This window comes from Plantactinospora sp. ZYX-F-223, from assembly GCF_039649625.1.
In the GTDB taxonomy this organism is placed as follows: Bacteria; Actinomycetota; Actinomycetes; order Mycobacteriales; family Micromonosporaceae; genus Plantactinospora.
Map to the genome: position 1 here is coordinate 23,426 of NZ_JBDJAV010000003.1, position 20,495 is coordinate 43,920.

The 20,495-nt window shown below is 71.2% G+C and carries 19 protein-coding genes; 13 read left to right on the forward strand and 6 right to left on the reverse strand.

Features of this window, described 5'->3' with window-relative positions; genetic code table 11:
* From AAH979_RS03870 to AAH979_RS03895, 6 genes are all read left to right on the forward strand, one after another.
* Positions 1 to 222 carry a formate dehydrogenase subunit delta gene (locus AAH979_RS03870; protein ID WP_346256601.1) on the forward strand — a complete coding sequence of 74 codons (222 nt, stop codon included), beginning with the start codon at positions 1 to 3 and terminating at the stop codon, positions 220 to 222.
* A gap of 250 nt (positions 223 to 472) precedes the next feature.
* Positions 473 to 1,258, forward strand: coding sequence for a helix-turn-helix transcriptional regulator (locus AAH979_RS03875; protein WP_346256602.1), 786 nt, complete (start codon positions 473 to 475; stop codon positions 1,256 to 1,258).
* Entirely contained in the window at positions 1,249 to 1,446 is a 198-nt protein-coding gene (locus AAH979_RS03880) for a DUF397 domain-containing protein (RefSeq protein ID WP_346256603.1), read from the forward strand. The genes AAH979_RS03875 and AAH979_RS03880 overlap by 10 nt, the downstream gene beginning before the upstream one ends.
* Positions 1,447 to 1,592: 146 nt before the next feature.
* The gene (locus AAH979_RS03885; RefSeq protein WP_346256604.1) at positions 1,593 to 2,444 is read left to right on the forward strand and encodes a TIM barrel protein; all 852 of its coding nucleotides are present in this window, start codon (positions 1,593 to 1,595) and stop codon (positions 2,442 to 2,444) included.
* A gap of 1 nt (position 2,445) precedes the next feature.
* Complete coding sequence (locus tag AAH979_RS03890) at positions 2,446 to 3,330, forward strand: 2-hydroxy-3-oxopropionate reductase (protein WP_346256605.1); 885 nt, start codon at positions 2,446 to 2,448, stop codon at positions 3,328 to 3,330.
* Between the two features lie 21 nt (positions 3,331 to 3,351).
* Positions 3,352 to 4,533, forward strand: a complete 1,182-nt coding sequence (locus AAH979_RS03895) for a glycerate kinase (protein ID WP_346256606.1) — start codon at positions 3,352 to 3,354, stop codon at positions 4,531 to 4,533.
* Positions 4,534 to 4,653: 120 nt separating this feature from the next.
* Here AAH979_RS03895 and AAH979_RS03900 read toward each other — a convergent pair whose 3' ends face one another.
* The 3 genes from AAH979_RS03900 to AAH979_RS03910 all read right to left on the reverse strand — a co-directional run bounded on the left by AAH979_RS03900 (position 4,654) and on the right by AAH979_RS03910 (position 7,484).
* On the reverse strand, positions 4,654 to 5,886 hold the full coding sequence (locus tag AAH979_RS03900; protein WP_346256607.1) for a sialidase family protein: 1,233 nt from the start codon (positions 5,884 to 5,886) through the stop codon (positions 4,654 to 4,656).
* A gap of 93 nt (positions 5,887 to 5,979) precedes the next feature.
* A complete protein-coding gene (locus AAH979_RS03905) occupies positions 5,980 to 7,242 on the reverse strand; it encodes a molybdopterin molybdotransferase MoeA (protein ID WP_346256608.1) in 1,263 nt (420 codons plus the stop codon).
* Positions 7,239 to 7,484, reverse strand: coding sequence for a DUF6457 domain-containing protein (locus AAH979_RS03910; RefSeq protein ID WP_346256609.1), 246 nt, complete (start codon positions 7,482 to 7,484; stop codon positions 7,239 to 7,241). The genes AAH979_RS03905 and AAH979_RS03910 overlap by 4 nt, the downstream gene beginning before the upstream one ends.
* A 152-nt stretch (positions 7,485 to 7,636) precedes the next feature.
* Between AAH979_RS03910 and AAH979_RS03915 the strand changes: the two genes are divergently transcribed.
* Both AAH979_RS03915 and fdhD read left to right on the forward strand, forming a co-directional pair.
* A complete protein-coding gene (locus AAH979_RS03915; RefSeq protein ID WP_346256610.1) occupies positions 7,637 to 9,010 on the forward strand; it encodes an OFA family MFS transporter in 1,374 nt (457 codons plus the stop codon).
* A gap of 82 nt (positions 9,011 to 9,092) precedes the next feature.
* Positions 9,093 to 9,941, forward strand: a complete 849-nt coding sequence (gene fdhD / locus AAH979_RS03920; RefSeq protein WP_346256611.1) for a formate dehydrogenase accessory sulfurtransferase FdhD — start codon at positions 9,093 to 9,095, stop codon at positions 9,939 to 9,941.
* Between the two features lie 314 nt (positions 9,942 to 10,255).
* On the opposite strand, the gene sucD is transcribed toward fdhD, so the two are convergent.
* Positions 10,256 to 11,131, reverse strand: coding sequence for a succinate--CoA ligase subunit alpha (gene sucD / locus AAH979_RS03925; protein ID WP_346256612.1), 876 nt, complete (start codon positions 11,129 to 11,131; stop codon positions 10,256 to 10,258).
* A 5-nt stretch (positions 11,132 to 11,136) separates the two neighbouring features.
* The gene (gene sucC / locus AAH979_RS03930; protein ID WP_346256613.1) at positions 11,137 to 12,315 is read right to left on the reverse strand and encodes an ADP-forming succinate--CoA ligase subunit beta; all 1,179 of its coding nucleotides are present in this window, start codon (positions 12,313 to 12,315) and stop codon (positions 11,137 to 11,139) included.
* A gap of 394 nt (positions 12,316 to 12,709) precedes the next feature.
* Between sucC and frc the strand changes: the two genes are divergently transcribed.
* The 5 genes from frc to AAH979_RS03955 all read left to right on the forward strand — a co-directional run bounded on the left by frc (position 12,710) and on the right by AAH979_RS03955 (position 19,583).
* Positions 12,710 to 13,939 carry a formyl-CoA transferase gene (gene frc, locus AAH979_RS03935; RefSeq protein ID WP_346256614.1) on the forward strand — a complete coding sequence of 410 codons (1,230 nt, stop codon included), beginning with the start codon at positions 12,710 to 12,712 and terminating at the stop codon, positions 13,937 to 13,939.
* A 126-nt stretch (positions 13,940 to 14,065) separates the two neighbouring features.
* Positions 14,066 to 16,231: an acetate--CoA ligase family protein gene (locus AAH979_RS03940; RefSeq protein WP_346256615.1), complete on the forward strand. Its 2,166-nt coding sequence runs from the start codon at positions 14,066 to 14,068 to the stop codon at positions 16,229 to 16,231.
* Positions 16,232 to 16,383: 152 nt separating this feature from the next.
* Entirely contained in the window at positions 16,384 to 17,937 is a 1,554-nt protein-coding gene (locus tag AAH979_RS03945; RefSeq protein WP_346256616.1) for an Nramp family divalent metal transporter, read from the forward strand.
* A 45-nt stretch (positions 17,938 to 17,982) separates the two neighbouring features.
* Positions 17,983 to 18,561 carry a hypothetical protein gene (locus AAH979_RS03950; protein WP_346256617.1) on the forward strand — a complete coding sequence of 193 codons (579 nt, stop codon included), beginning with the start codon at positions 17,983 to 17,985 and terminating at the stop codon, positions 18,559 to 18,561.
* Positions 18,558 to 19,583, forward strand: coding sequence for a TerC family protein (locus AAH979_RS03955; RefSeq protein ID WP_346256618.1), 1,026 nt, complete (start codon positions 18,558 to 18,560; stop codon positions 19,581 to 19,583). Before AAH979_RS03950 ends, AAH979_RS03955 begins: the two co-directional genes overlap by 4 nt.
* A gap of 7 nt (positions 19,584 to 19,590) precedes the next feature.
* Here the strand turns inward: AAH979_RS03955 and AAH979_RS03960 are convergent, their stop codons facing one another.
* Positions 19,591 to 19,800, reverse strand: a complete 210-nt coding sequence (locus AAH979_RS03960; RefSeq protein ID WP_346256619.1) for a hypothetical protein — start codon at positions 19,798 to 19,800, stop codon at positions 19,591 to 19,593.
* Positions 19,801 to 20,495 lie beyond the last annotated feature (695 nt).

The following is a 20,495-nucleotide window of genomic DNA, read 5'->3' on the forward strand; positions in this document are numbered from 1 at the left end:
ATGACGACGCACACCGGGATGTCGCCACAGGTCAGGCTCGCCAACGAGATCGCCGTGCAGTTCCACCACCAGCCGGCGGAGCAGGCGGCGGCGGCGATCGCCGAACACATCCGGGCGTTCTGGGATCCGCGGATGCGGGCCGAGTTGCGGCTCCGGGCCGAGGCCGAGCCCGAGGCGCTCGACCCGCTCGCCCTGGCCGCCGCCCGGCTGCTGACCGGCTGACGGCCCCGCCCACCGAGCGTTCACCTCGTGGCCCCGCGCGTCGCGCGGGGCCACGACCTGTTTGGAGTCCACTTTTATCGAATCTCTTCAACCTGAACCGTTTTCTCTCATATCGATGGGCGGCTTATGGCGTTCTCTGTCTAATCTGCGCTGGACCGTCGTCCCTGGTTGACGGAAGATGCTGGATGGTCACGGGTAGCCGATGGAAATGACCATCAGGATGGAAGAGATCTGGGGGATGTGAACGCCTATGTCTGCGAGCGAGTATCTGGTAGATGACCTTCGCCGGACCCGGGAACTTCTCGGCCTGACCCAAGAGGCGTGGGGAGACCGGATCCACTTCTCCGCGAAGCACGTAGGTGCCGTGGAGCGAGGCGAGCGGCCAGCTCTCCCGGACTATCTGGCAGCGGTCGATCGCGCCTTCGGGACCGCCTTCGTGAAGTTCTACCGGATGTTCGTGAAGCGGGAACTCGTCCCGGTGTGGTATCGACCCTTCATCGAGCAGGAGGGCCAAGCGAGCCTGCTCGGGGTCTATCACCCACTGCTGGTGCCGGGCATCCTCCAAACCGAGGCGTACGCGCAGGCGGTCCTGACGGGCTACCGCTTCCAGCCGGACACCGTGGACGACATGCTGGCGACCCGGCTCGGTCGACAGGAGATTTTGCATCGTCGGCCGGACCCCTGCCAATTGGTAGCGGTACTGGACGAAGGGGTTCTGCACCGTCGGGTCGGGGACGCGGACGTCATGCGCGACCAGTTGAAAGCCCTGATGGCGGCGTGTGATCGTCCCCACGTGCGGGTGCAGGTCGTCCCGTTCGAGGCCGGCGCCTACGTGGGGATGGACGGCGCGCTGGCCATCGCGACCGTGGACGGTCGATCGGTCGGCTTCCTGGAAGGGCACCTGGAGGGTCGCGTCGTCGAGAGCCCGGACGCCGTGACGGATCTTGAGAGCGTCTGGGAAGCGATCCGGGACTACGCTCTACCCAGCAACCAGAGCCTAGAGTTGATCATGAGGGCGGTCGAGAAGTGGACGTGAACACCACCCCGAACTGGCACAAGTCGTCACACAGCGATACCGGATCCTGCGTCGAGGTGGCCGACAACCTTTCCGGCCGAGTGTTGGTGCGGGACAGCAAGGACCGCGACGGAGGCATGCTGGTCTTCGGGACGTCGGGCTGGCAGGCGTTCCTCGACCTCGCGAGGCGGACCAGCCGGGCGGACTGAGCCGCCACAGGCCGCAACGACAGCGGAGGGCTACGGGGGTGGTCGACAAACACCCTGCGGCAGGGGAGTATGCCTTGACTCGCTTCCATACTGCATACAGAATTCTGTAGGTAATAGCAGGGTCGCCGAGCCGCCAGGGAGGGTCCGTGCCCGGACACCAGCTCCGCTACGACGTGAACTGCTCGATCCTCTTCACCGAGCTGCCGCTGCTGGAGCGGCCGGCGGCGGCGAAGGCGGCCGGATTCGACGCCGTCGAGTTCTGGTGGCCGTTCGCCGAGGCGGTGCCCCCGGCCTCCCAGGTGGAGGCGTTCCTCGCCGCCCTGCACGACGCCGACGTCCAACTGGTGGGGCTGAACTTCTTCGCCGGGGACATGCCCGGTGGTGACCGGGGAGTCGTCTCCTGGCCGGCCCGGTCCGCCGAGTTCCGGGAGAACGTCGAACTGGTCGCGATGATCGGCACCGCCACCGGCTGCCGGTCGTTCAACGCCCTCTACGGCAACCGGATCCCCGAGGTGCACCCCGGCACCCAGGAGGAGGCGGCGGTGGCCAACCTGGCCTTCGCCGCCGCCGCGGTGGCCCGGATCGGCGGCACCGTACTGGTCGAGGCGGTCAGCGGCCCGCAGCCCTATCCGCTGCGTACCGCCGCCGACGCGGTCGCGGTGCTCGACCAGTTGCTGGTCGAGCGCGACATCCGCAACCTGGCCTTCCTGGCCGACCTCTACCACCTCACCGTCAACGGCGACGACGTGCCGAAAGTGCTCGCCGAGCATGCCGACCGGATCGGGCACGTGCAGATCGCCGACGCGCCCGGGCGGCACGAGCCGGGCACCGGCGAGATCGACCTCGACGGTCATCTCGACCAGCTCGAACGGGCCGGCTACCGCGGCTGGATCGGCCTGGAATACCTGCCCAGCGGGCCGAGCGCGGAGAGCTTCGAGTGGCTGCCCCGGCACCGCCGGGGTGGCGGCGCCGACCAGACCAACGAAGGGGATCGCTGAGATGACCAGCATTGGTTTCATCGGCCTCGGCATCATGGGCGGCCCGATGGCCGTCAACCTGATCAAGGCCGGTCACGACGTCGTCGGCTACGACGTCAGCCCGGCCCGCAACGCCGCCCTGGAGCAGGCCGGTGGCAAGGTCGCCACCGGCGTCGGCGAACTGGTGCAGCAGGTCGACGTGGTGATCACGATGGTCCGCGACTCGGCCGACGTCGAGGCGGTCGCCCTCGGCGACTCCGGCATCCTTTCCAACGCCCGCCCCGGCCAGCTCTACGTCGACATGAGCAGCATCTCGCCGGGCACCTCCCGGCAGGTCGCCGAGGCCGCCCGGACCCGCTCCGTGCGGGTGCTGGACGCCCCGGTCAGCGGCGGCGAGGCGGGCGCGATCGAGGGCACCCTCTCTATCATGGTCGGCGGCGAGCCGGAGGACTTCGCGGCGGCCCGGCCGATCCTGGAGGTGCTGGGCGGCACCGTCGTGCACGTCGGCCCGGCCGGTGCCGGTCAGACCGTGAAGGCGGCCAACCAGCTCATCGTCGCCGGCACCATCGAGCTGGTCGCCGAGGCGATCGTCTTCCTCGAGGCGTACGGGGTGGACACCGAGGCGGCGGTCAAGGTGTTGGCCGGCGGCCTGGCCGGCAACCGGATCCTCGATCGCAAGGCGGCCGGGATGCTGGCCCGGCAGTTCCAGCCCGGCTTCCGGATCGACCTGCACCACAAGGACATGGGCATCGTCACCTCGGCGGCCCGGGAGGCCGGCGTGGTGATCCCGCTCGGCGCGGCTGTCGCCCAGCTCATCGCCGCGCTCAAGGCACAGGGCGACGGCGGCCTCGACCACAGCGCCCTGCTCAAACTGGTCGAGCAGCTCTCCGGCCGGTCGGCCGGCTGACCCGGCCGGGCCGTCGCGCCGATGGGGCACGTACTGCTGGCACCGGACAAGTTCAAGGGCTCGCTGACCGCCGCCGAGGTCGTCCGGCACCTGACCGCCGGGCTGCACCGGGCCGCCCCCGGCATCGAGGTACGCGGCTTCCCGGTCGCCGACGGCGGCGACGGCACTCTCGACGCGGCGGTCTCGGCCGGCTTCCGCCGGATCCCGGTCTCCGTCGCCGGTCCGACCGGGATCCCGGTACACACCGCCTTCGGGTACGCCGACGGCGTGGCGGTGGTCGAGCTGGCCGACGCCTGCGGGCTGCGCCGGCTGCCGGCCGGGGTACCCGATCCGCTGCACGCGAGCAGTCGCGGTGCCGGTGAGGTGATCCGGGCGGTGCTGGAGTACGGCTGCCCGGAGGTGGTGCTCGGGCTGGGCGGCAGCGCCAGTACCGACGGCGGGGCAGGGCTGGTCGGTGCGCTCGGCGTACGCCTGCTCGACGAGCGGGGCGCCGAGTTGCCGCCCGGTGGTGCGGCGCTGCGCCGGCTGCACCGGGTGGACCTGACCGGGCTGCATCCGGCGGTCCGGCGTACCCGCTTCGTGGTGGCCGGCGACGTGGACAACCCGCTGCTCGGCCCGAACGGCGCCGCCGCCGTCTACGGCCCGCAGAAGGGCGCGACCGCCGACGACGTACTGCTGTTGGAGGCCGGCCTGACTCGCTGGGCCGGGCTGGCCGAGGCGGCAGTACGGGACGTGGAGCTGATCGGTACGGATGGCTGCCCGGGGCAGCCGGTCAGCGCCTGGCCGGGCGCTGGCGCGGCCGGCGGGGTGGGCTTCGCCGCGCTCGGCTTCCTCGGGGCGCGGTTCCGGCCCGGCATCGAGCTGCTGCTTGAGCTGCTGGGCTTTCCGGAGGCGGTGGCCGGGGCGGACCTGGTGGTCACCGGCGAGGGATCGCTGGACCTCCAGAGCCTGCACGGCAAGGCGCCGGTCGGGGTGGCCAGGGCGGCCGGTCGGGCCGGTGTACCGACGGTGGCGGTCGCCGGTCGGGTCAGCGTCGGACCGGACGAATTGCGGGACGCCGGGATCCGGGCGGCGTATCCGCTCACCGACCTCGAACCGGACCCGGCGGCCTGCCTCGACCGGGCCGCCGAGCTGGTCGGGAAGGTCGCGGCGAGGCTGGCCGCCGACTGGCTGGACCCGGCCGGCCCGCCCCGCCGTCGCTGAGGCGGACCGCCCGGGTGTCGCCGTCTTCCGGAAGCTTCGCCGAGCCGAGCGCCCGCGGGCGACCCGCGGCTCGTCCGACTGTGCAGAGCCCGGGCGGTCGCGCCGGCTGGTGCCGCGCCCTCAGAGCTGGCGGGTCGCTATCCGCCGGAAGGTGATCGTCTCGTACGGGCCGAAGTTGCCCGTCTCGTAGAGCACGCCAACGGTCCTGGCATCGAGTTGGACCAGGTCCGAATAGCCGGCCGGGAGACCGGACAGGGCGAGCGCCGGCCGCCAGGTAACGCCGTGGTCGGTGCTCACCCGCAGCGTCAGCGCGGCCCGGGCCGCCGGTTCGGCGGGGCCGGAGAACAGCAGCGGCGCGTTCGCCCCGGACAACTGGAGTACGCTCGCCTGCACCACCGGTCCGACGAGGGTCGCCTGTGGACGGTACGGCAGTTCCAGGCTCTGGCCGCCGTCACGGCTGTAGGCGTCGGCCCGGTTGCCCGGCGCGGTGCCGTTGTGCTCGCGGGTGTTGAGGTAGAGCCGGCCGTCGGGGAGTTCGGCGGCAGTGCTCTCGTTGACGTTGAGATAGCCGTCCGGGTTGTCGTCGACGAATCCGATCCGCCAGCTCTCACCACCGTCGTCGCTGTAGAGCGCGTGTCCGCCGTAGTACTTGGCCTCGGTGCCGAGGTCGGGTGAGCCGGCCGGCGGCGCGATGGAGTGGTTGGCGGGCACGACCAGCCGGTCCCGGTGCGGTCCACGGGTCAACCGGACGGCGTGGCCCGGTCCCGTGGCGTACCAGCGCCAGTTCGCGGCCTTGGTCTGCGCGGTGATCTCGCGCGGCGCCGACCATCGGGCGCCCTCGTCGTCGCTGTACTGGACGAAGACCCGCCGGCTCTGCTCGGCCGGGACCTCGCCGCGCATGATCTCGGCCTCCGACGCCTCGCCGCCGTTGTACGTCGTCAGCAGAACCACCCGTCCGGTCGCGGTGAGCACGGGGGCCGGGTTGCCCGCGGTGTTGGTGCCGCTGTCGTGCACCACCTGTAGTGGTCCCCAGGTGCAGCCGCCGTCGGTCGACCGCTTCAGTACGAGATCGATGTTGCCGGCGTCGCCGAGCGAGCTGAGTCGCCCCTCGGCGAAGGCGAGCAGGGCGCCGGAGCGTGTCGTCACGATCGCCGGGATCCGGAAGCCGTTGTATCCCTCGGTGCCGGACGTGAAGGGTATGGAGACCTCACAGCGGGCGGTGTTGCCGGCCGGGGTTCGGTCTGCGGCGACCGACGGCGCGCTCGCGCCGGTCAACGTTGCCACCAGTACGGCGCAACCGGTGGCGATCGCGGGTTGGCTGAGCCGGCTCCTGCGGTTCGTCCTTGCTGACATATGCGCCCCTCTCGGGAGAACCGGACATAGGATGTCCGCTGTCAGCCGAGACGCTAACGATCTTTCTGCCGAGTCGTCAAGGATTGATGGCTACTACGGTGCCGCCGACACGCTGGCGATCTCGCCGGATCGCTGAGCCGGTCCGGTTGGCGCGGCGGCAACGCCCGGGCGCCAGGGGGCCACTGCCGGCAGCGGGAGCGCGGTCTCGGCGGCGGGCAGCGGGAGCAGTTCGACCTCGGCGCCGGCCCAGCCCGGCGGCACGACCGCGAGCGCGTCCGCCCCGGCGGCGCCCCAGAGCGAACCGGGGCGGTCGTGCCCGACCGGCAGCGCCGCCGAGCCGACCCGGGCCACCGGCACCAACCGGGTGTCCCGGTCGTGCGGTGCCACCGGCCCGGCCAGCGTCGCGGTCAGGGCCGCCGGTTCGGTACGCCCGGCCAGCCGGCCGAGCAACGGGGAGAGCAGGGTCAGCGCGGCGACCAGGGCCGCATAGGGGTTGCCGGGCAGGCCGACCACGAACCGGCCGTCCGGCAGGCTGGCCAGCAGTTGCGGGTGTCCCGGCCGGCAGGCGACGCCGCGTACCGGCACCTCGGCGGCGAGCGTGTCCAGGGCCCGACGCAGGTGGTCGGCGGCGCCGGCCGAGGTGGCTCCGCAGACCACCAGCACGTCGGCGTCGGAGCGCAGCAACGCGGCGACCAGCGCGGACGCGTCGTCGGCGATCCGGGTGGACCAGGCCAGCTCGGCTCCGGCGGCCCGGACCAGCCCCGGCAGCATCGGCCCGATGGCGTCCCGGACCTGTCCCGCCGTCGGGATGCCGGCGGTACGCAGCTCGGCTCCGGTGACCACCATGCCGACCCGGGGTCGCCGGTGCACGGTCAGCGTGTCGTGCCCGAGGCTCGCGGCCAGCCCGAGTACGACCGGGTTGACGACGGTACCGGCGGGCAGCACCTCCTGGCCGACCGGGCAGTCCTCGCCCCGGCGGCGTACGTGCCGGCCGGGCTCGATCTCGCCGTGCACCGTCCGGCCGGTGCGGGTGGCCCGCTCGTAGGGCAGCACCGCGTCGGCGCCGGCCGGCACCACGGCCCCGGTGCCGATCTCGACGGCGTCTCCGTCGGTCAGCGGTGCCGGGACACCGGGATCCCCGGCCAGTACCCGCCCGGTGAGCTGCCACGGGCCGGGACCGGCCACCGCGTACCCGTCCATCGCGGCGGAGTGGTACGCCGGCAGCGGGGAGAGGGCGACCAGCGGGACCGCCAGGGCGGAGCCGACGGCGTCGGGCAGCGGCCGAGGGACCGGGCCGAGCGGGCGGGCGGCGTCCCGGGCGTACCGCCGGGCCTCGGGCCAGGCGACGGCGCTCATCGTCCGGCGTCCCGCCGTTGCCACCCCTCGGCGAGCCGGGTCAGTCGGTCCGCCGCCTCGGGCAGGGTCGCGCCCCGGCCCACCATCACGCCGAGCAGGAAGGTGCCGAGCGGTGCGGCCGGCCGGGTCACGCCGTGCGCCACGTCCCGGGCGACGTCCAGCACCAGCCGCTGGTCCAGCACGTCCGGGTCGAGACCGAGTTCCTCGATGGCCTGTCGGGTCCACTCGTCCAGCACGCTCATGCCCATCTCCTCGCTGCGCCGTCGACGTCATGACCTCGGATAACCCGGCCAGCCGATCCGCTCGCCCGTGGATCGACCTGGACAGTCGCCCGTCGGTGGTAGAGAATAGTGCACTCAACATACAGTATACAGTGGCCAGTTGGAGGCACCAGATGACGGACTCCAGCAACGACACGGCGGTGCGCGAGATCAGCGACCTCTACGGCCGCCGCTACCGGGTCGGCGAGACCGACCGAGCCCTGCTGGGCCGGTCCCGGGCGTGGATGCTGCTGCTGCCCTGGGCCGCGATGCTGGCGATCAGCCTGTTCCAGTACGGCTACGGCGCCGCCCTGCCCACCCTGCTCGACGCGAACGGCTGGAGCCTGTGGCAGGCGTTCGGCGTCCTCGGCCTCTGGGTGGTCTGCCAGGCGGCCAGCTCGCCCCTGGCCGGGTGGTGGTACCAACGGCTGGGCGGGCGGCTGGCCGTACCGATGCTCGTCGGCGCCGCCTGCTGCCTCGCCGCCCTGCTCACCCTGGCGCACCGCGCCGACCTCGGCACCGTGCTGCTCGGCTACTCGGTGCTCGGCGGCGTCGGCGCCGGACTCGTCTACATGACCTGCATCGCCTGTGTCACCGAGTGGTTCCCGGAGCGGATCGCCGGCCGGGTGGCGGTGGTGAGCGCCGCGTTCGGCTACGGGTCGATCCCGTTCGTCGTCCTCGCCGGCTACGGCCTGGACGCCGGCAACCGGTCGGCCGTGCTGACCGGTACCGCGGCTGCGGTCTTCGCCGTGGTGGCCGGCTGCGGCGTGCTGATGCGCAAGCCGCCGCGCAACTGGTGGCCGGCACACATCGACCCGCAGCGCTGGGCGGTCGACCGGCGGCTCAACCGCAGCATCCCGCACAACCGCCCGGCGGCCCGGCCCTACCCGCCCCGCGCGGCGGTACGCAGCGGCATGCTGCCGTTGATGTTCGTGGTGGTGGTACTCACCGCGACGATGGCGCTGTTCGACATCGCGTACCTGGCCGGTGCCGCGTACACCCAGGGGTTGCCGGCGCTGACCCTGGTGGCCGGGATCGGCGCGCTGGCCGTGTCGAACGGCATCGGGCGGGCGGTGACCAGTTCGCTCTCCGACCGGATCGGCCGGCGCGGCACTCTCGGCCTCTCCCTGCTGGTCGGCGGGATCGCCCAGTTCGGCCTGCTCGCGGCGGCGGCCAACGACAACCATCCGGCCGCGGTGGTGGGTTTCGCCGCGCTGGCCGGTGCGGGCACCGGAGCCGGCTACTCGCTGCTGGTCAGCCTGGTGCGGGACTGGTTCGGTGACGCCGCCACGGTGCCGAACTACGGCATCGTCTACACCGGCAAGGCCGTCGGCGGGCTGCTCGGGATCGTGCTCGCCGGGCTGGTGGTGACCACTCCGGACTCGGTGGTCCCGTTCCTGGTGGCCGGTTCGCTGGGCCTGTTCGGCGCGGCGCTGACCCGCTGGATGCGCCAGCCCGGACTGGCGGTGGTCCGGCTGCCGTCGCCGCTTCGCGCGGACCGGCTCTAGTGCGGGCGAGGCCCGGTCGGCCCTACCGTGGAACGGGGTCGACCGGGCGGGTGAGACCGAGCGAGGATCGGGGTGGGGCGGAATGGGACGGGTGACGAGTCGACGTCGGCTGGTCCGGATCGTCGACGGTGTGGTCAGCGAGCCGGTGGACACGCTGGCGGCCGAGGAGCCGCTGGAGATCAGGGTGAACGGGCGGTCCCTGGTGGTGACGATGCGGACCCCGGGCGACGACTTCGACCTGGCGGCCGGCTTCCTGGTCAGCGAGGGCGTGGTACGCGCCGCCGGTGAGATCGCCGGGATCCGCTACTGCGCGGGCGCCACCGCCGACGGGGTCAACACCTACAACGTGGTCGACGTGGTACTGGCGGCCGGGGTGGCGCCACCGGACCCGTCGCTGGAGCGCAACTTCTACACCACCTCGTCCTGCGGACTCTGCGGCAAGGCCAGCCTGGACGCGGTGCGTACCATCGCGGCCTGGTCGGTGGCCGACGATCCGATGCGGCTCGACCCCGAGGTGGTCAGCACGCTGCCGGACACCCTGCGGGCCGCGCAGCGGGTCTTCGACCGCACCGGCGGGCTGCACGCGGCGGCGCTCTTCTCCGCCGACGGGCGGCTGCACTGCCTGCGTGAGGACGTCGGCCGGCACAACGCGGTGGACAAGGTCGTCGGCTGGGCGCTGCGCAACGGCCGGGTGCCGCTGCGCGGCACCGTGCTGATGGTCAGCGGGCGGGCCTCGTTCGAGCTGGTGCAGAAGGCGGTGATGGCCGGCATCCCGGCGCTGGCCGCGGTCTCCGCGCCCTCCTCGCTCGCCGCCGACCTGGCCTCCGATGCCGGGCTCACCCTGGTCGGTTTCCTCCGCGGCAGCTCGATGAACGTCTACGCCGGAGCGCACCGGCTGACCCGGCGGGCTCCGACCACCCTGTCGGCCTGACCCCGATCAGCCCGCCGCGGCCGTCCGGCCGCGGCGGCTTCGTCGTGCCCGCGGCCGCCAGCCGGGGCCGGTGCCTCCGACTCGGCAACCGAGCGCGGGCGAACACCCGATCGCCGCCGGCAGCGGAAACCAGGGCCGGGACGTGCGAGAGGTCCGGGCGGAGGTTCGGACTCCGCCCGGACCGGCGCCGACCTTCGGGTACGGCGGTCGCCGGGTGCCGGTCGCGTCCGTCCGACCCGGCACCCGGCCTCTCCGCCGACGGTCGGCGCATCAATAACGCCTCGCGGCTCGGCGCAGCGGTAACGCCTCGCGGATCAGCGCGCCAGCAACGTCTCGCGCATCAGTGCGGCGGTCTCGGACGGCGTCCGGCCGACCCTGACCCCGACCGCCTCCAGCGCCTCCTGCTTGGCCAGTGCCGTGCCGGACGAGCCGGAGACGATCGCCCCGGCGTGCCCCATCGTCTTGCCCTCCGGGGCGGTGAAACCGGCGACGTAGCCCACCACCGGCTTGCTGACGTGCGCGGCGATGTACGCCGCCGCACGCTCCTCCGCGTCCCCGCCGATCTCGCCGATCATCACGATCGCCTCGGTCTCGGGATCGTCCTCGAACGCCTGGAGGCAGTCGATGTGCGTGGTGCCGACGATCGGGTCGCCGCCGATGCCGACGCAGGTGGAGAAGCCGAAGTCGCGCAGCTCGTACATCATCTGGTAGGTCAGGGTGCCGGACTTGCTGACCAGGCCGATCCGGCCCCGCTTGGTGATGTCGGCCGGGATGATGCCGGCGTTGGACTGACCGGGACTGATCAGTCCGGGGCAGTTCGGCCCGATGATCCGGGTCCGGTTGCCGGTGGCCCGGGCATACGCCCAGAACTCGGCGGTGTCGTGCACCGGGATGCCCTCGGTGAGCACCACGGCCAGGCCGAGGCCGGCGTCGACCGCCTCCACCACGGCCGCCTTGGCGAACCGGGGCGGTACGAAGACCACCGTCACGTCCGCACCGGTCGCCTTGACCGCTTCGGCGCAGGTGTCGAAGACCGGGATGCCGTCGACGTCCCGGCCGCCCTTGCCCGGGGTGACCCCGGCGACGATGTTGGTGCCGGCCGCGACCATCCGGCGGGTGTGCTTGGTGCCCTCGGTACCGGTGATGCCCTGGACCAGCACCCTGCTCTTCTCGGTGAGGAAGATTGCCATGGCTGTCACGCCCCCTTGCCGGCGAGTTCGGCGGCGAGCCGCGCCGCACCGTCCATCGTGTCCACCAGCCGTACGCCCGGAAGCGCCGCCTCGGTGAGGATCCGCCGCCCCTGCGCGGCGTTGTTGCCGTCGAGCCGGACGACCAGCGGTTTGGTGATCGTCTCGCCCCGGGCGGTGAGCAGCCCGACCGCCGCGACGATGCCGTCGGCGACCGCGTCGCAGGCGGTGATCCCGCCGAAGACGTTGACGAAGACGCTGCGTACGTCGGGGTCGCCGAGGATGATCTCCAGTCCGTTCGCCATCACCTCGGCGGAGGCGCCGCCGCCGATGTCGAGGAAGTTGGCCGGCTTGACCCCGCCGTACTGCTCGCCGGCGTAGGCGACCACGTCGAGGGTGCTCATCACCAGACCGGCGCCGTTTCCGATCACTCCGACCGAGCCGTCCAGCTTGACGTAGTTGAGGTCCTTCTCGGCCGCCCTGACCTCCAGCGGGTCGGTGGCGCTGACGTCGACGTACTGCGGGTGCCCCGGCTGGCGGAACCGGGCGTTGTCGTCCAGCGTCACCTTGCCGTCCAGGGCCCGTACGCTGCCGTCGGCCAGCCGGGCCAGCGGGTTGATCTCGACCAGGGTGGCGTCCTCGGACCGGAACACGTTCCAGAGCCGGACGAGTACCCGGGCCACGTCCTCGCGTACCTCGTCGGGCAGGCCGGCGGCGGCGGCCAGCCGGCGCGCGCTGTCCAGGTCGAAGCCGCCGGCCGGGTCCACCCAGGTCCGGGCCAGCGCCTCCGGGTTCTCGGCCGCCACCTGCTCGATCTCGACGCCGCCCTGCGCGGAGACGAGGGCCAGGAACGACCGGTTGGAGCGGTCGAGCAGGAACGACACGTAGTACTCGTCGGCGATGTCGCTGGCCTCGGTGACCAGCACCCGGTGCACGGTGTGGCCCTTGATGTCCATGCCGAGGATCTTGGTGGCGACGTCCCGGGCGGCGTCCGGTCCGTCGGCCAGTTTGACCCCGCCGGCCTTGCCCCGGCCGCCGGTCTTGACCTGGGCCTTGACCACCACGCGTCCGCCGATCTCGGCGGCGGCCGCGTGGGCCTCGTCGGGCGTACTGGCGACGCGGTTGCGGCTGACCGGTACGCCGTGCTTGGCGAAGAGTTCCTGTGCCTGGTGCTCCAACAGGTCCACCGGGCCTCCCTTCTTCTCGACCTTCGGTGGGTTGCCTCCGCCCGATGCGTGGGCCGTTCCCGGACGGGCGGGCGGAGAGACAGGGGAGTGGCGATCGGACCGGACGTGGAGATCGGACCGGCGATGGGGTGCTGGGCAGCGGAACCGGGCTCTGGCCCGGGTCGACGAGCGGGGACCGTACCGCCTGGCCTCGCTGGCTTCGGCGGAAAACGTCCCGCTACCCCCTAGACACTCCGCTGTTACATGCGCCACGATATTGCCTACCCCATACGGTATGCAATCCCGAGGTGGGGGCGGACCGGGCAACCGGTCCACGGCAACCGCGAACGGCAGGGCAACCGAGGTTCAGCTCCACGGCAGGCAGTGCACGGCGGGGCGCGCACAGGAGGTTGGCATGGGTAAGGCACTGGAGGGCGTACGGGTCCTCGACATGACGCACGTACAGTCCGGCCCCTCGTCCACGCAGATCCTGGCGTGGCTGGGCGCGGACGTGATCAAGTTGGAGGCACCGGGCCAGGGTGACATCACCCGGACCCAGCTACGCGACATCCCGGACGTGGACAGCCTCTACTTCACCATGCTGAACGGCAACAAGCGCAGCATCACCCTGAACATGAAGCACGAGCAGGGCAAGGAGGTCTTCACCCGGCTGGTGTCCGGAGTGGACATCCTGGTGGAGAACTTCGGCCCCGGCGTGGTGGAGCGGTTCGGCTTCCCCTGGGAGCGGCTACAGGAGATCAACCCTGGCCTGGTCTACGCCTCGATCAAGGGCTTCGGGCCGGGCCGCTACGCCAACTTCAAGGCGTACGAGGTGATCGCCCAGGCGATGGGCGGGGCGATGAGCACCACCGGATTCGAGGACGGGCCGCCGACCGCCACCGGAGCGCAGATCGGCGACTCCGGCACCGGCATCCACCTGGTCGCCGGCATCCTCGCCGCGCTCTACCAGCGCACCCGCACCGGGCGGGGCCAGCGGGTGCAGGTCGCCATGCAGGACGCGGTGCTCAACCTCTGCCGGGTCAAGCTGCGCGACCAGCAGCGGCTCGCGCACGGCCCACTGGGGGAGTACCCGAACGAGACCTTCGGCGACGAGGTGCCGCGCTCCGGCAACGCCTCCGGCGGCGGACAGCCCGGCTGGGCGGTGCGGTGTGCGCCCGGTGGGCCCAACGACTACATCTACGTGATCATCCAGCCGGTGGGCTGGAAGCCGATCTGCGAGCTGATCGGCAAGCCCGAACTGGCCGACGACCCCGCCTGGAGCACGCCGCAGGTGCGCCTCAACAAACTCGACAAGGCGTTCGCGCTGATCGAGGAGTGGACCGAGCGGCACACCAAGCAGGAGGTTATGGAGAAGCTCAACGCGTACAACATCCCGTGCGGGCCGATCATGTCGACCAGGGAGCTGATCGAGGACGAGACCCTCGCCGAACTCGGCTCGGTGGTCGAGGTCGCGCACCCCGCCCGGGGGGCGTACAAGACCGTCGGCAACCCGATCAAGCTCTCCGACTCGCACGTCGAGGTGGAGCGCTCGCCGCTGCTCGGTGAGCACACCCTCCAGGTACTCGGCGAGCTGGGCTACACCGAGGAGCAGGTCGGCGAGCTGCGTGCCGCCGGCGCCGTCTGAGCGGCCGGGCGCCGCGCCGGCGGCGTCCGGCACCGCACCGCCACCACCGGTCCCGTCCGACCAGAACCCGCACGTTCCCCGGCCGCCGGCCCCGCCGGCACCGGCGTTCCTGAAGGAGACGACGTAATGCCATCCAACGACAGCAGCTACGACCGCGAGGCAGTGCGGCGGGTGCTGGACCAGGCCGCTGCGGAGGGCCGGAGTTCGCTGACCGCTCCGGAGGGGCGGTTGGTGGTCGAGGCGTACGGGATCGCCACCCCGGGTGAGGGCCTGGCCGGCAGCGCCGACGAGGCGGTGGCGCTGGCCGAGCGGATCGGCCTGCCGGTGGTACTCAAGATCGTTTCGCCGGACATCCTGCACAAGACCGAGGCCGGCGGCGTGCTGGTCGGGCTGCGCACCGCCGAGGAGGTGGCTTCCGGGTACGACACGATCCTCGGCAACGCGCGGGCGTACAAGGCGGATGCCAAGATCGTCGGGGTGCAGGTGCAGCAGCAGCTCGACTCCGGCCACGAGGTCATCGTCGGTACGGTCACCGACCCGACCTTCGGCAAGGTGGTCGCGTTCGGGCTCGGCGGCGTACTGGTCGAGGTGCTCAAGGACGTCCAGTTCCGGCTCGCCCCGACCGACACCGCGACCGCGCTGTCGATGATCGACGGGATCGCCGCGGCCGAGATCCTGCGCGGCGTACGCGGTGCCGAGCCGGCCAACCGGGAGGTGCTGGCCGACCTGATCGTCCGGCTGTCGAACCTGGTCACCGACTTCCCGGAGCTGGCCGAGGTGGACCTCAACCCGGTGCTGGCCACCGCCGCCGGGGCGACCGCGGTGGACGTGCGGATCCTGGTCGACCCGGCCGCCGCGACCCAGCCGGAGCGGTTCACCGACGAGGAGATCCTGGCCAGCATGAACCGGATCATGCGGCCGGCCTCGGTCGCGGTGATCGGCGCCTCCGCCGAGGCCGGCAAGATCGGCAACTCGGTGATGAAGAACCTGGTCAACGGCGGCTACCAGGGCGAGATCTACCCGATCAACCCGAAGGCCAGCGAGATCCTGGACCGCAAGGCGTTCAAGAGCATCTCCGACGTGCCCGGTCCGGTCGACGTGGCGGTCTTCGCCATCCCGGCCAAGTTCGTGCCGCAGGCGCTGGCCGAGGTCGGCGCCAAGGGGGTGGCCGGGGCGATCCTGATCCCGTCCGGCTTCGGCGAGACCGGCAACCACGAGTTGCAGGCCGAGGTGGTCAAGGTGGCCCGCGAATACGGGGTACGCATCCTCGGGCCGAACATCTACGGCTACTACTACACCCCGGAGAACCTCTCGGCGACGTTCTGCACCCCGTACGACGTCAAGGGCGGGGTGGCGCTCTCCTCGCAGAGCGGCGGCATCGGGATGGCGATCCTCGGCTTCAGCCGGGCCGCCCGGATGGGCGTCTCCGCGATCGTCGGGGTGGGCAACAAGGCCGACATCGACGAGGACGACCTGCTGACGTTCTTCGAGAGTGACCCGAACACCCAGCTCATCGCCATGCACCTGGAGGACCTCAAGGACGGCCGCTCGTTCGCCGACACCGCCCGCCGGGTCTCCAAGACCAAGCCGGTGGTGGTGCTCAAGGCGGGCCGCACCGACCAGGGCGCGAAGGCGGCCAGCTCACACACCGGGGCGCTGGCCGGCAACGACAAGGTCTACGACGACATCCTGCGCTCCAACGGCGTGATCCGGGCCCCCGGCCTCAACGACCTGCTGGAGTACGCCCGCGGCATCCCGCTGCTGCCCACCCCGCAGGGCGAGAACGTCGTCATCATCACCGGCGCCGGCGGCTCGGGAGTACTGCTCTCGGACGCCTGCGTGGACAACAAGCTCACCCTGATGGAGATCCCGCCGGACCTGGACGAGGCGTTCCGCGCGTTCATCCCGCCGTTCGGCGCGGCCGGCAACCCGGTGGACATCACCGGCGGCGAGCCGCCGTCCACCTACCGCAACACCATCGCGCTCGGCCTGTCCGACCCCCGCATCCATTCGCTGATCCTCGGCTACTGGCACACCATCGTCACCCCGCCGATGGTCTTCGCCGAGCTGGTCGTCGACGTGGTCGAGGAGTTCCGGGCCAAGGGCATCCACAAGCCGGTGGTCGCCTCACTCGCCGGGGACGTCGAGGTCGAGGAGGCCAGCGAGCACCTGTACCGGCACGGGATCGTCGCCTATCCGTACACCACGGAGAAGCCGGTCGCGGTGCTCGGCGCCAAGTACCGGTGGGCACGTTCCGCCGGTCTGCTGGGCGGCCAACCGGACGGCCGCTGAGCAATGCACGACAGTTCCACCCGACCAGGCAGTTGGAGGGGCCACTAAGCGACACGGCGACCCGCTCCGCGGCCAAGGGTCAACGGACACCAGCGTCGGAACCGGCCCGTCCTCCGGCTCCGTACGACGTCACAGTCCCCAGGAGGTCCAGCGTGGACGCTTCGAACAGCCCTTACCCAACTCAGCCGACGAGCACCACCCCGGCGGCCGGCACCGCCGCGTTGCCCGAGCAGCGCGGCGGTACCCCGCCGGCCCCGCCCACCGAGGAACGGGTGTGGCGGGCCGGAAAACTCGAACCGATGCCGATCCGGGAGCTGCCCAAGGCTCCGCCCTCGATCCACCTGCTCGGCCCGACCGTGTTCCTCGTCGCGCTCGGCGTGGGCATGGGCGAGTCGTACATGTGGCCCCGGCTGGTCCTGATCTTCGGACCGGAGATCCGGTGGCTCTTCCTGATCGGTGTCACGCTCCAGGCGTTCGTGATGCTGGAGATGGCCCGGTACGCGATGGCCACCGGGGAGAGCATCTTCTTCGGCGCCGCCCGGGTCTTCAAACCACTGATGTGGTTCTTCTTCAGCGTGGCGATCCTGGTCTACATCTGGCCCGGACACCTCTCCACCGGCGCCGCCGCCTTCGAGGAGGTGACCGGGATACCCTGGACGGTCAGTGCCTGTGTCGGGCTGATCCTCGTCGGCGTGGTGTTCAGCCTGGCCAAGGTGATCTATCCGCTGCTGGAGAGCCTGCTCGGCATCCTGATCGGCGTACTGGTGGTCGGCACCTCGGTGGTCGCCTCGATCGTCGGGCAGTGGAGCGACGTCACCTCGACCCTCGCCGGGATGTTCCACTTCGGCTACCTGCCCAGCGAGGCGATGTCGGCGGCCTGGTTCCCGGTGATCGTCGGTGCGATCGCCTTCGCCGGCCCGTCCGGGATGCAGCAGATGTGGTACACGCTGCACCTGCGGGACTCCGGTGCCGGCATGGGCGCGCACATCCCGAAGATCCGTGGCCTGCGGCACGCGGGTGAGCAGGAGGAGATGCCGTCCCGCGGCTTCATGTTCGACACCGACAGCCCGGAGGAGATGAAGAAGTGGAAGGGCTGGCGGCGCTGGGTCACCTTCGACGCCCTGCTGCTCTTCTGGGGTGTCACGATGCTGGTCACCATCTCGTTCACGGTGCTGGCCCAGACCGCCGTCCGGGAGAACCCGGGCGTCGGGGACGTGATCCGCGACGGTGAGCGGGAGGCGGCGCTGACCGCGATGGCCGACGCGTTCGCCTCGGCCGGCGCGCCGGTGCTGCACGGGGTCTTCCTCGGCTTCATCGCGTTGATCGGTCTCAACGCCACGCTCGGCCTCTTCGACTCGTTCTCCCGGGGCCAGGCGGACATGACCTACCACTTCGTACCCGGGGCCAAGCGGTTCAGCATGTCGAAGCTGTACGCCGGGTTCCTCTGGGGTGTCATCGCCTTCGGCATCCTGATCCTGAACTTCGGTCCGGCGGACGGCCCCGGCGCGATCCTCGACGTACTGGCCTTCCTCTCCACCTTCGCGATGGGCGCTTACTGCGTCGTGCTGCTGCTGGTCAACAACCGGATGCTCCCCAAGCCGATCCGGCCGGGCATCGTGCAGAACGCGGTGATCGGGTTCGGCGCGGTGTTCTACCTCGGCATGTTGATCTACAGCCTGGTCCGGTTCGGCGTGGTCATCGACTGAGGTGACGGGAGGAGTTGTCATGATCAAGCGGAGTGAGGGAACGCCGTGACCGGCCACAAAGTACGCCACCTCGGTGAGCTCGCCCTGCCGGGAGCCGGCATCGGGGCGACCGCCGGGGTGGCGGCCGTCGGGCTCGCCCTGCTCGCCGGCCAACCGTTCGACTGGGCCCTGGCCCACGGCGTGGGGCTCGGTCTGCCGCTGGTACTGCTCGGCGGCGGCTTCAGCCTGCTGCTGGGCGCCGGCGTCGCCTCGCCGGGCGTCTTCGCCCCGGCGGCGCTCTACTGGTTCATCGGGTTCCCGGTCGCCCGGGTCGCCCACGAGATGCTGGTCGGCCTGATGGTCGTCGGCCGGCCGGCGCTGCCGCCCGACCTGCTCGGCTTCCTCGCCTACCAGGCGATCGTCAGTCTCGGCTTCGCGATCGGGTTCAGTTGGCTGCACGAGCGGATCGCGCCGGGCTGGCTGCGCCGGGTCCGGCACCGTAACCCGGCGGCCGACCGGCTGTACGCCTTCTACCTCCAGCACGCCGAGGCGCAGTGGAAGGCCCGGGAGAGTCGTAGGCGGGCCCGGGCCGCCGGCCGGGGTAACGGCCGACCGGCCCTGTTCCGAGCGAAGGGAGAGCTGTGAACCTGCCGGTCTGGGTATGGGCCGTGACGATCGTCGGCTTCCTGGCGATGATCGCCTTCGACTTCTACCTGGTCGCTCGCAATCCGCGCGAGCCGGCCTTCCGGGAGTGCGTGGCCTGGGTGAGCTTCTACGTACTGGCCGCGGTCGCCTTCGGGTTCGTCGTGATGGCCACGGCCGGGGTCAGCTACGGCGGCCAGTTCTTCGCCGGCTGGCTCACCGAGTACTCGCTCAGCGTCGACAACCTGTTCGTCTTCATCATCATCATGAGCCGGTTCGCGGTGCCGGTCCGCTACCGGCAGAAGGTACTGCTGATCGGCATCGTGCTGGCGCTGCTGATGCGGGGCATCTTCATCGCGGCGGGCGCCCAGGCGGTCGCCCGGTTCGACTGGCTCTTCTACCTGTTCGGCGCGTTCCTGATCTACACCGCGATCAAGTTGGTCGGTCCGCAGCAGGAGGACGAGTTCTCCGAGAACTTCGCCCTCCGTACCGCGAAGCGGATCCTGCCGACCACGGAGTCGTACCGGGGCGCGTCGGTGTTCGTCCGGGTGGACGGTCGGACGTTGGTGACCCCGATGTTGATCGTCATGATCGCCATCGGCACCACCGACCTGCTGTTCGCGCTCGACTCGATCCCGGCGATCTTCGGACTGACGCAGGAGCCGTACCTGGTCTTCACCGCGAACACGTTCGCGCTGATGGGCCTGCGGCAGCTCTACTTCCTGCTCGGCGGCCTGCTCGACCGGCTGGTGTACCTCAGCAAGGGCCTGGCGTTCATCCTGGCCTTCATCGGCGTCAAGCTCGTGCTGGAGGCGGCGCACCACGACGGGGTCTCCTGGGCGCCGTCGGTGCCGATCGCCGTCTCGCTCGGGGTCATCGTCGGTACGCTGCTGGTCACCACCGTGGCGAGCCTGGCGAAGTCCCGGCGGGACGAGTCGCAACGGCCGTCCGCCGCCACGGAGGGGGCGGGGGCCGAGGCCCCCGGTGCCCACGACACCGTGACGGCGGACCGGGATGCGGTCTGACCGGTCGTCAGACCTCGATCAGGTCTTCGTCCGCGGCGGAGCCACGGAGGAAGCGCTCGATCTCCTCGTCGCTCGGCCGGGCGGCCCGACGCTGGTTCTCCAGCGCGGCCGCCAGGCCGAGCCCGAGGGAGCGACCGTCAGCCGGGAACCCGGTCGGCAGGGACAGCCGGTCGGAGAGTCGGGTCAGGGAACGTGAGAACGTTCGCCAGGTGGTCATGACAACATCACTCCTGCTTGTCGGTCTTCCCGGGAAACGACGCTTCCCGGGACCGTGCGCACCGGACCGGACGGCTTGAGACCGTCCGGGACGGTGGTCCGGCAGGACACCCGGGTGTGCCTGGTGGGGCCGGGCACACCCCGGGTCGCCGGATCTTCCGCCGTCACGCCTCGTCGCGTGGCGGCCGGATCTATGTCTGTCGCCGGGATCGATGACCGGCGGGGGTCTCCCGCGGCGGCCGTGCTGGGCCGCCGCCTCGCGGCCCGGACCATGGTGTAACGGTACGCCGGCTCCTGTGTGGACCTACCCGGTGCCGCGTCACCAGAAACCCTCGCGCTCGTCCTGTCCGGCGACAGGTCCTTGTTCGACGGTTCCAGGATACCGCCTTCGGTATACAAAAAACCGGCCTAGTGACCAAAGCCACCGCGCGTCGCCGACCGGTCCGCGACCACCAGTTCGGTGCCGGTACGGGCCAGGCTGCCCGGAAAACGTCCCTGCTACCCCTAGACACCTCGCTGTTACATGGTCCACGATTATTGCCTACCCCATACGGTATGCACTTCTAGGGACAGCGAGGGGGAGGACGTCGCTTCCCGTGCGCGCAGTGCCCGTCGTCGCCGTCGCCGGTCACGTCAACCTCGACGATCGATAGCAAAACTACATATTGTACGCAGAAGTCGCACGACGATGATGGA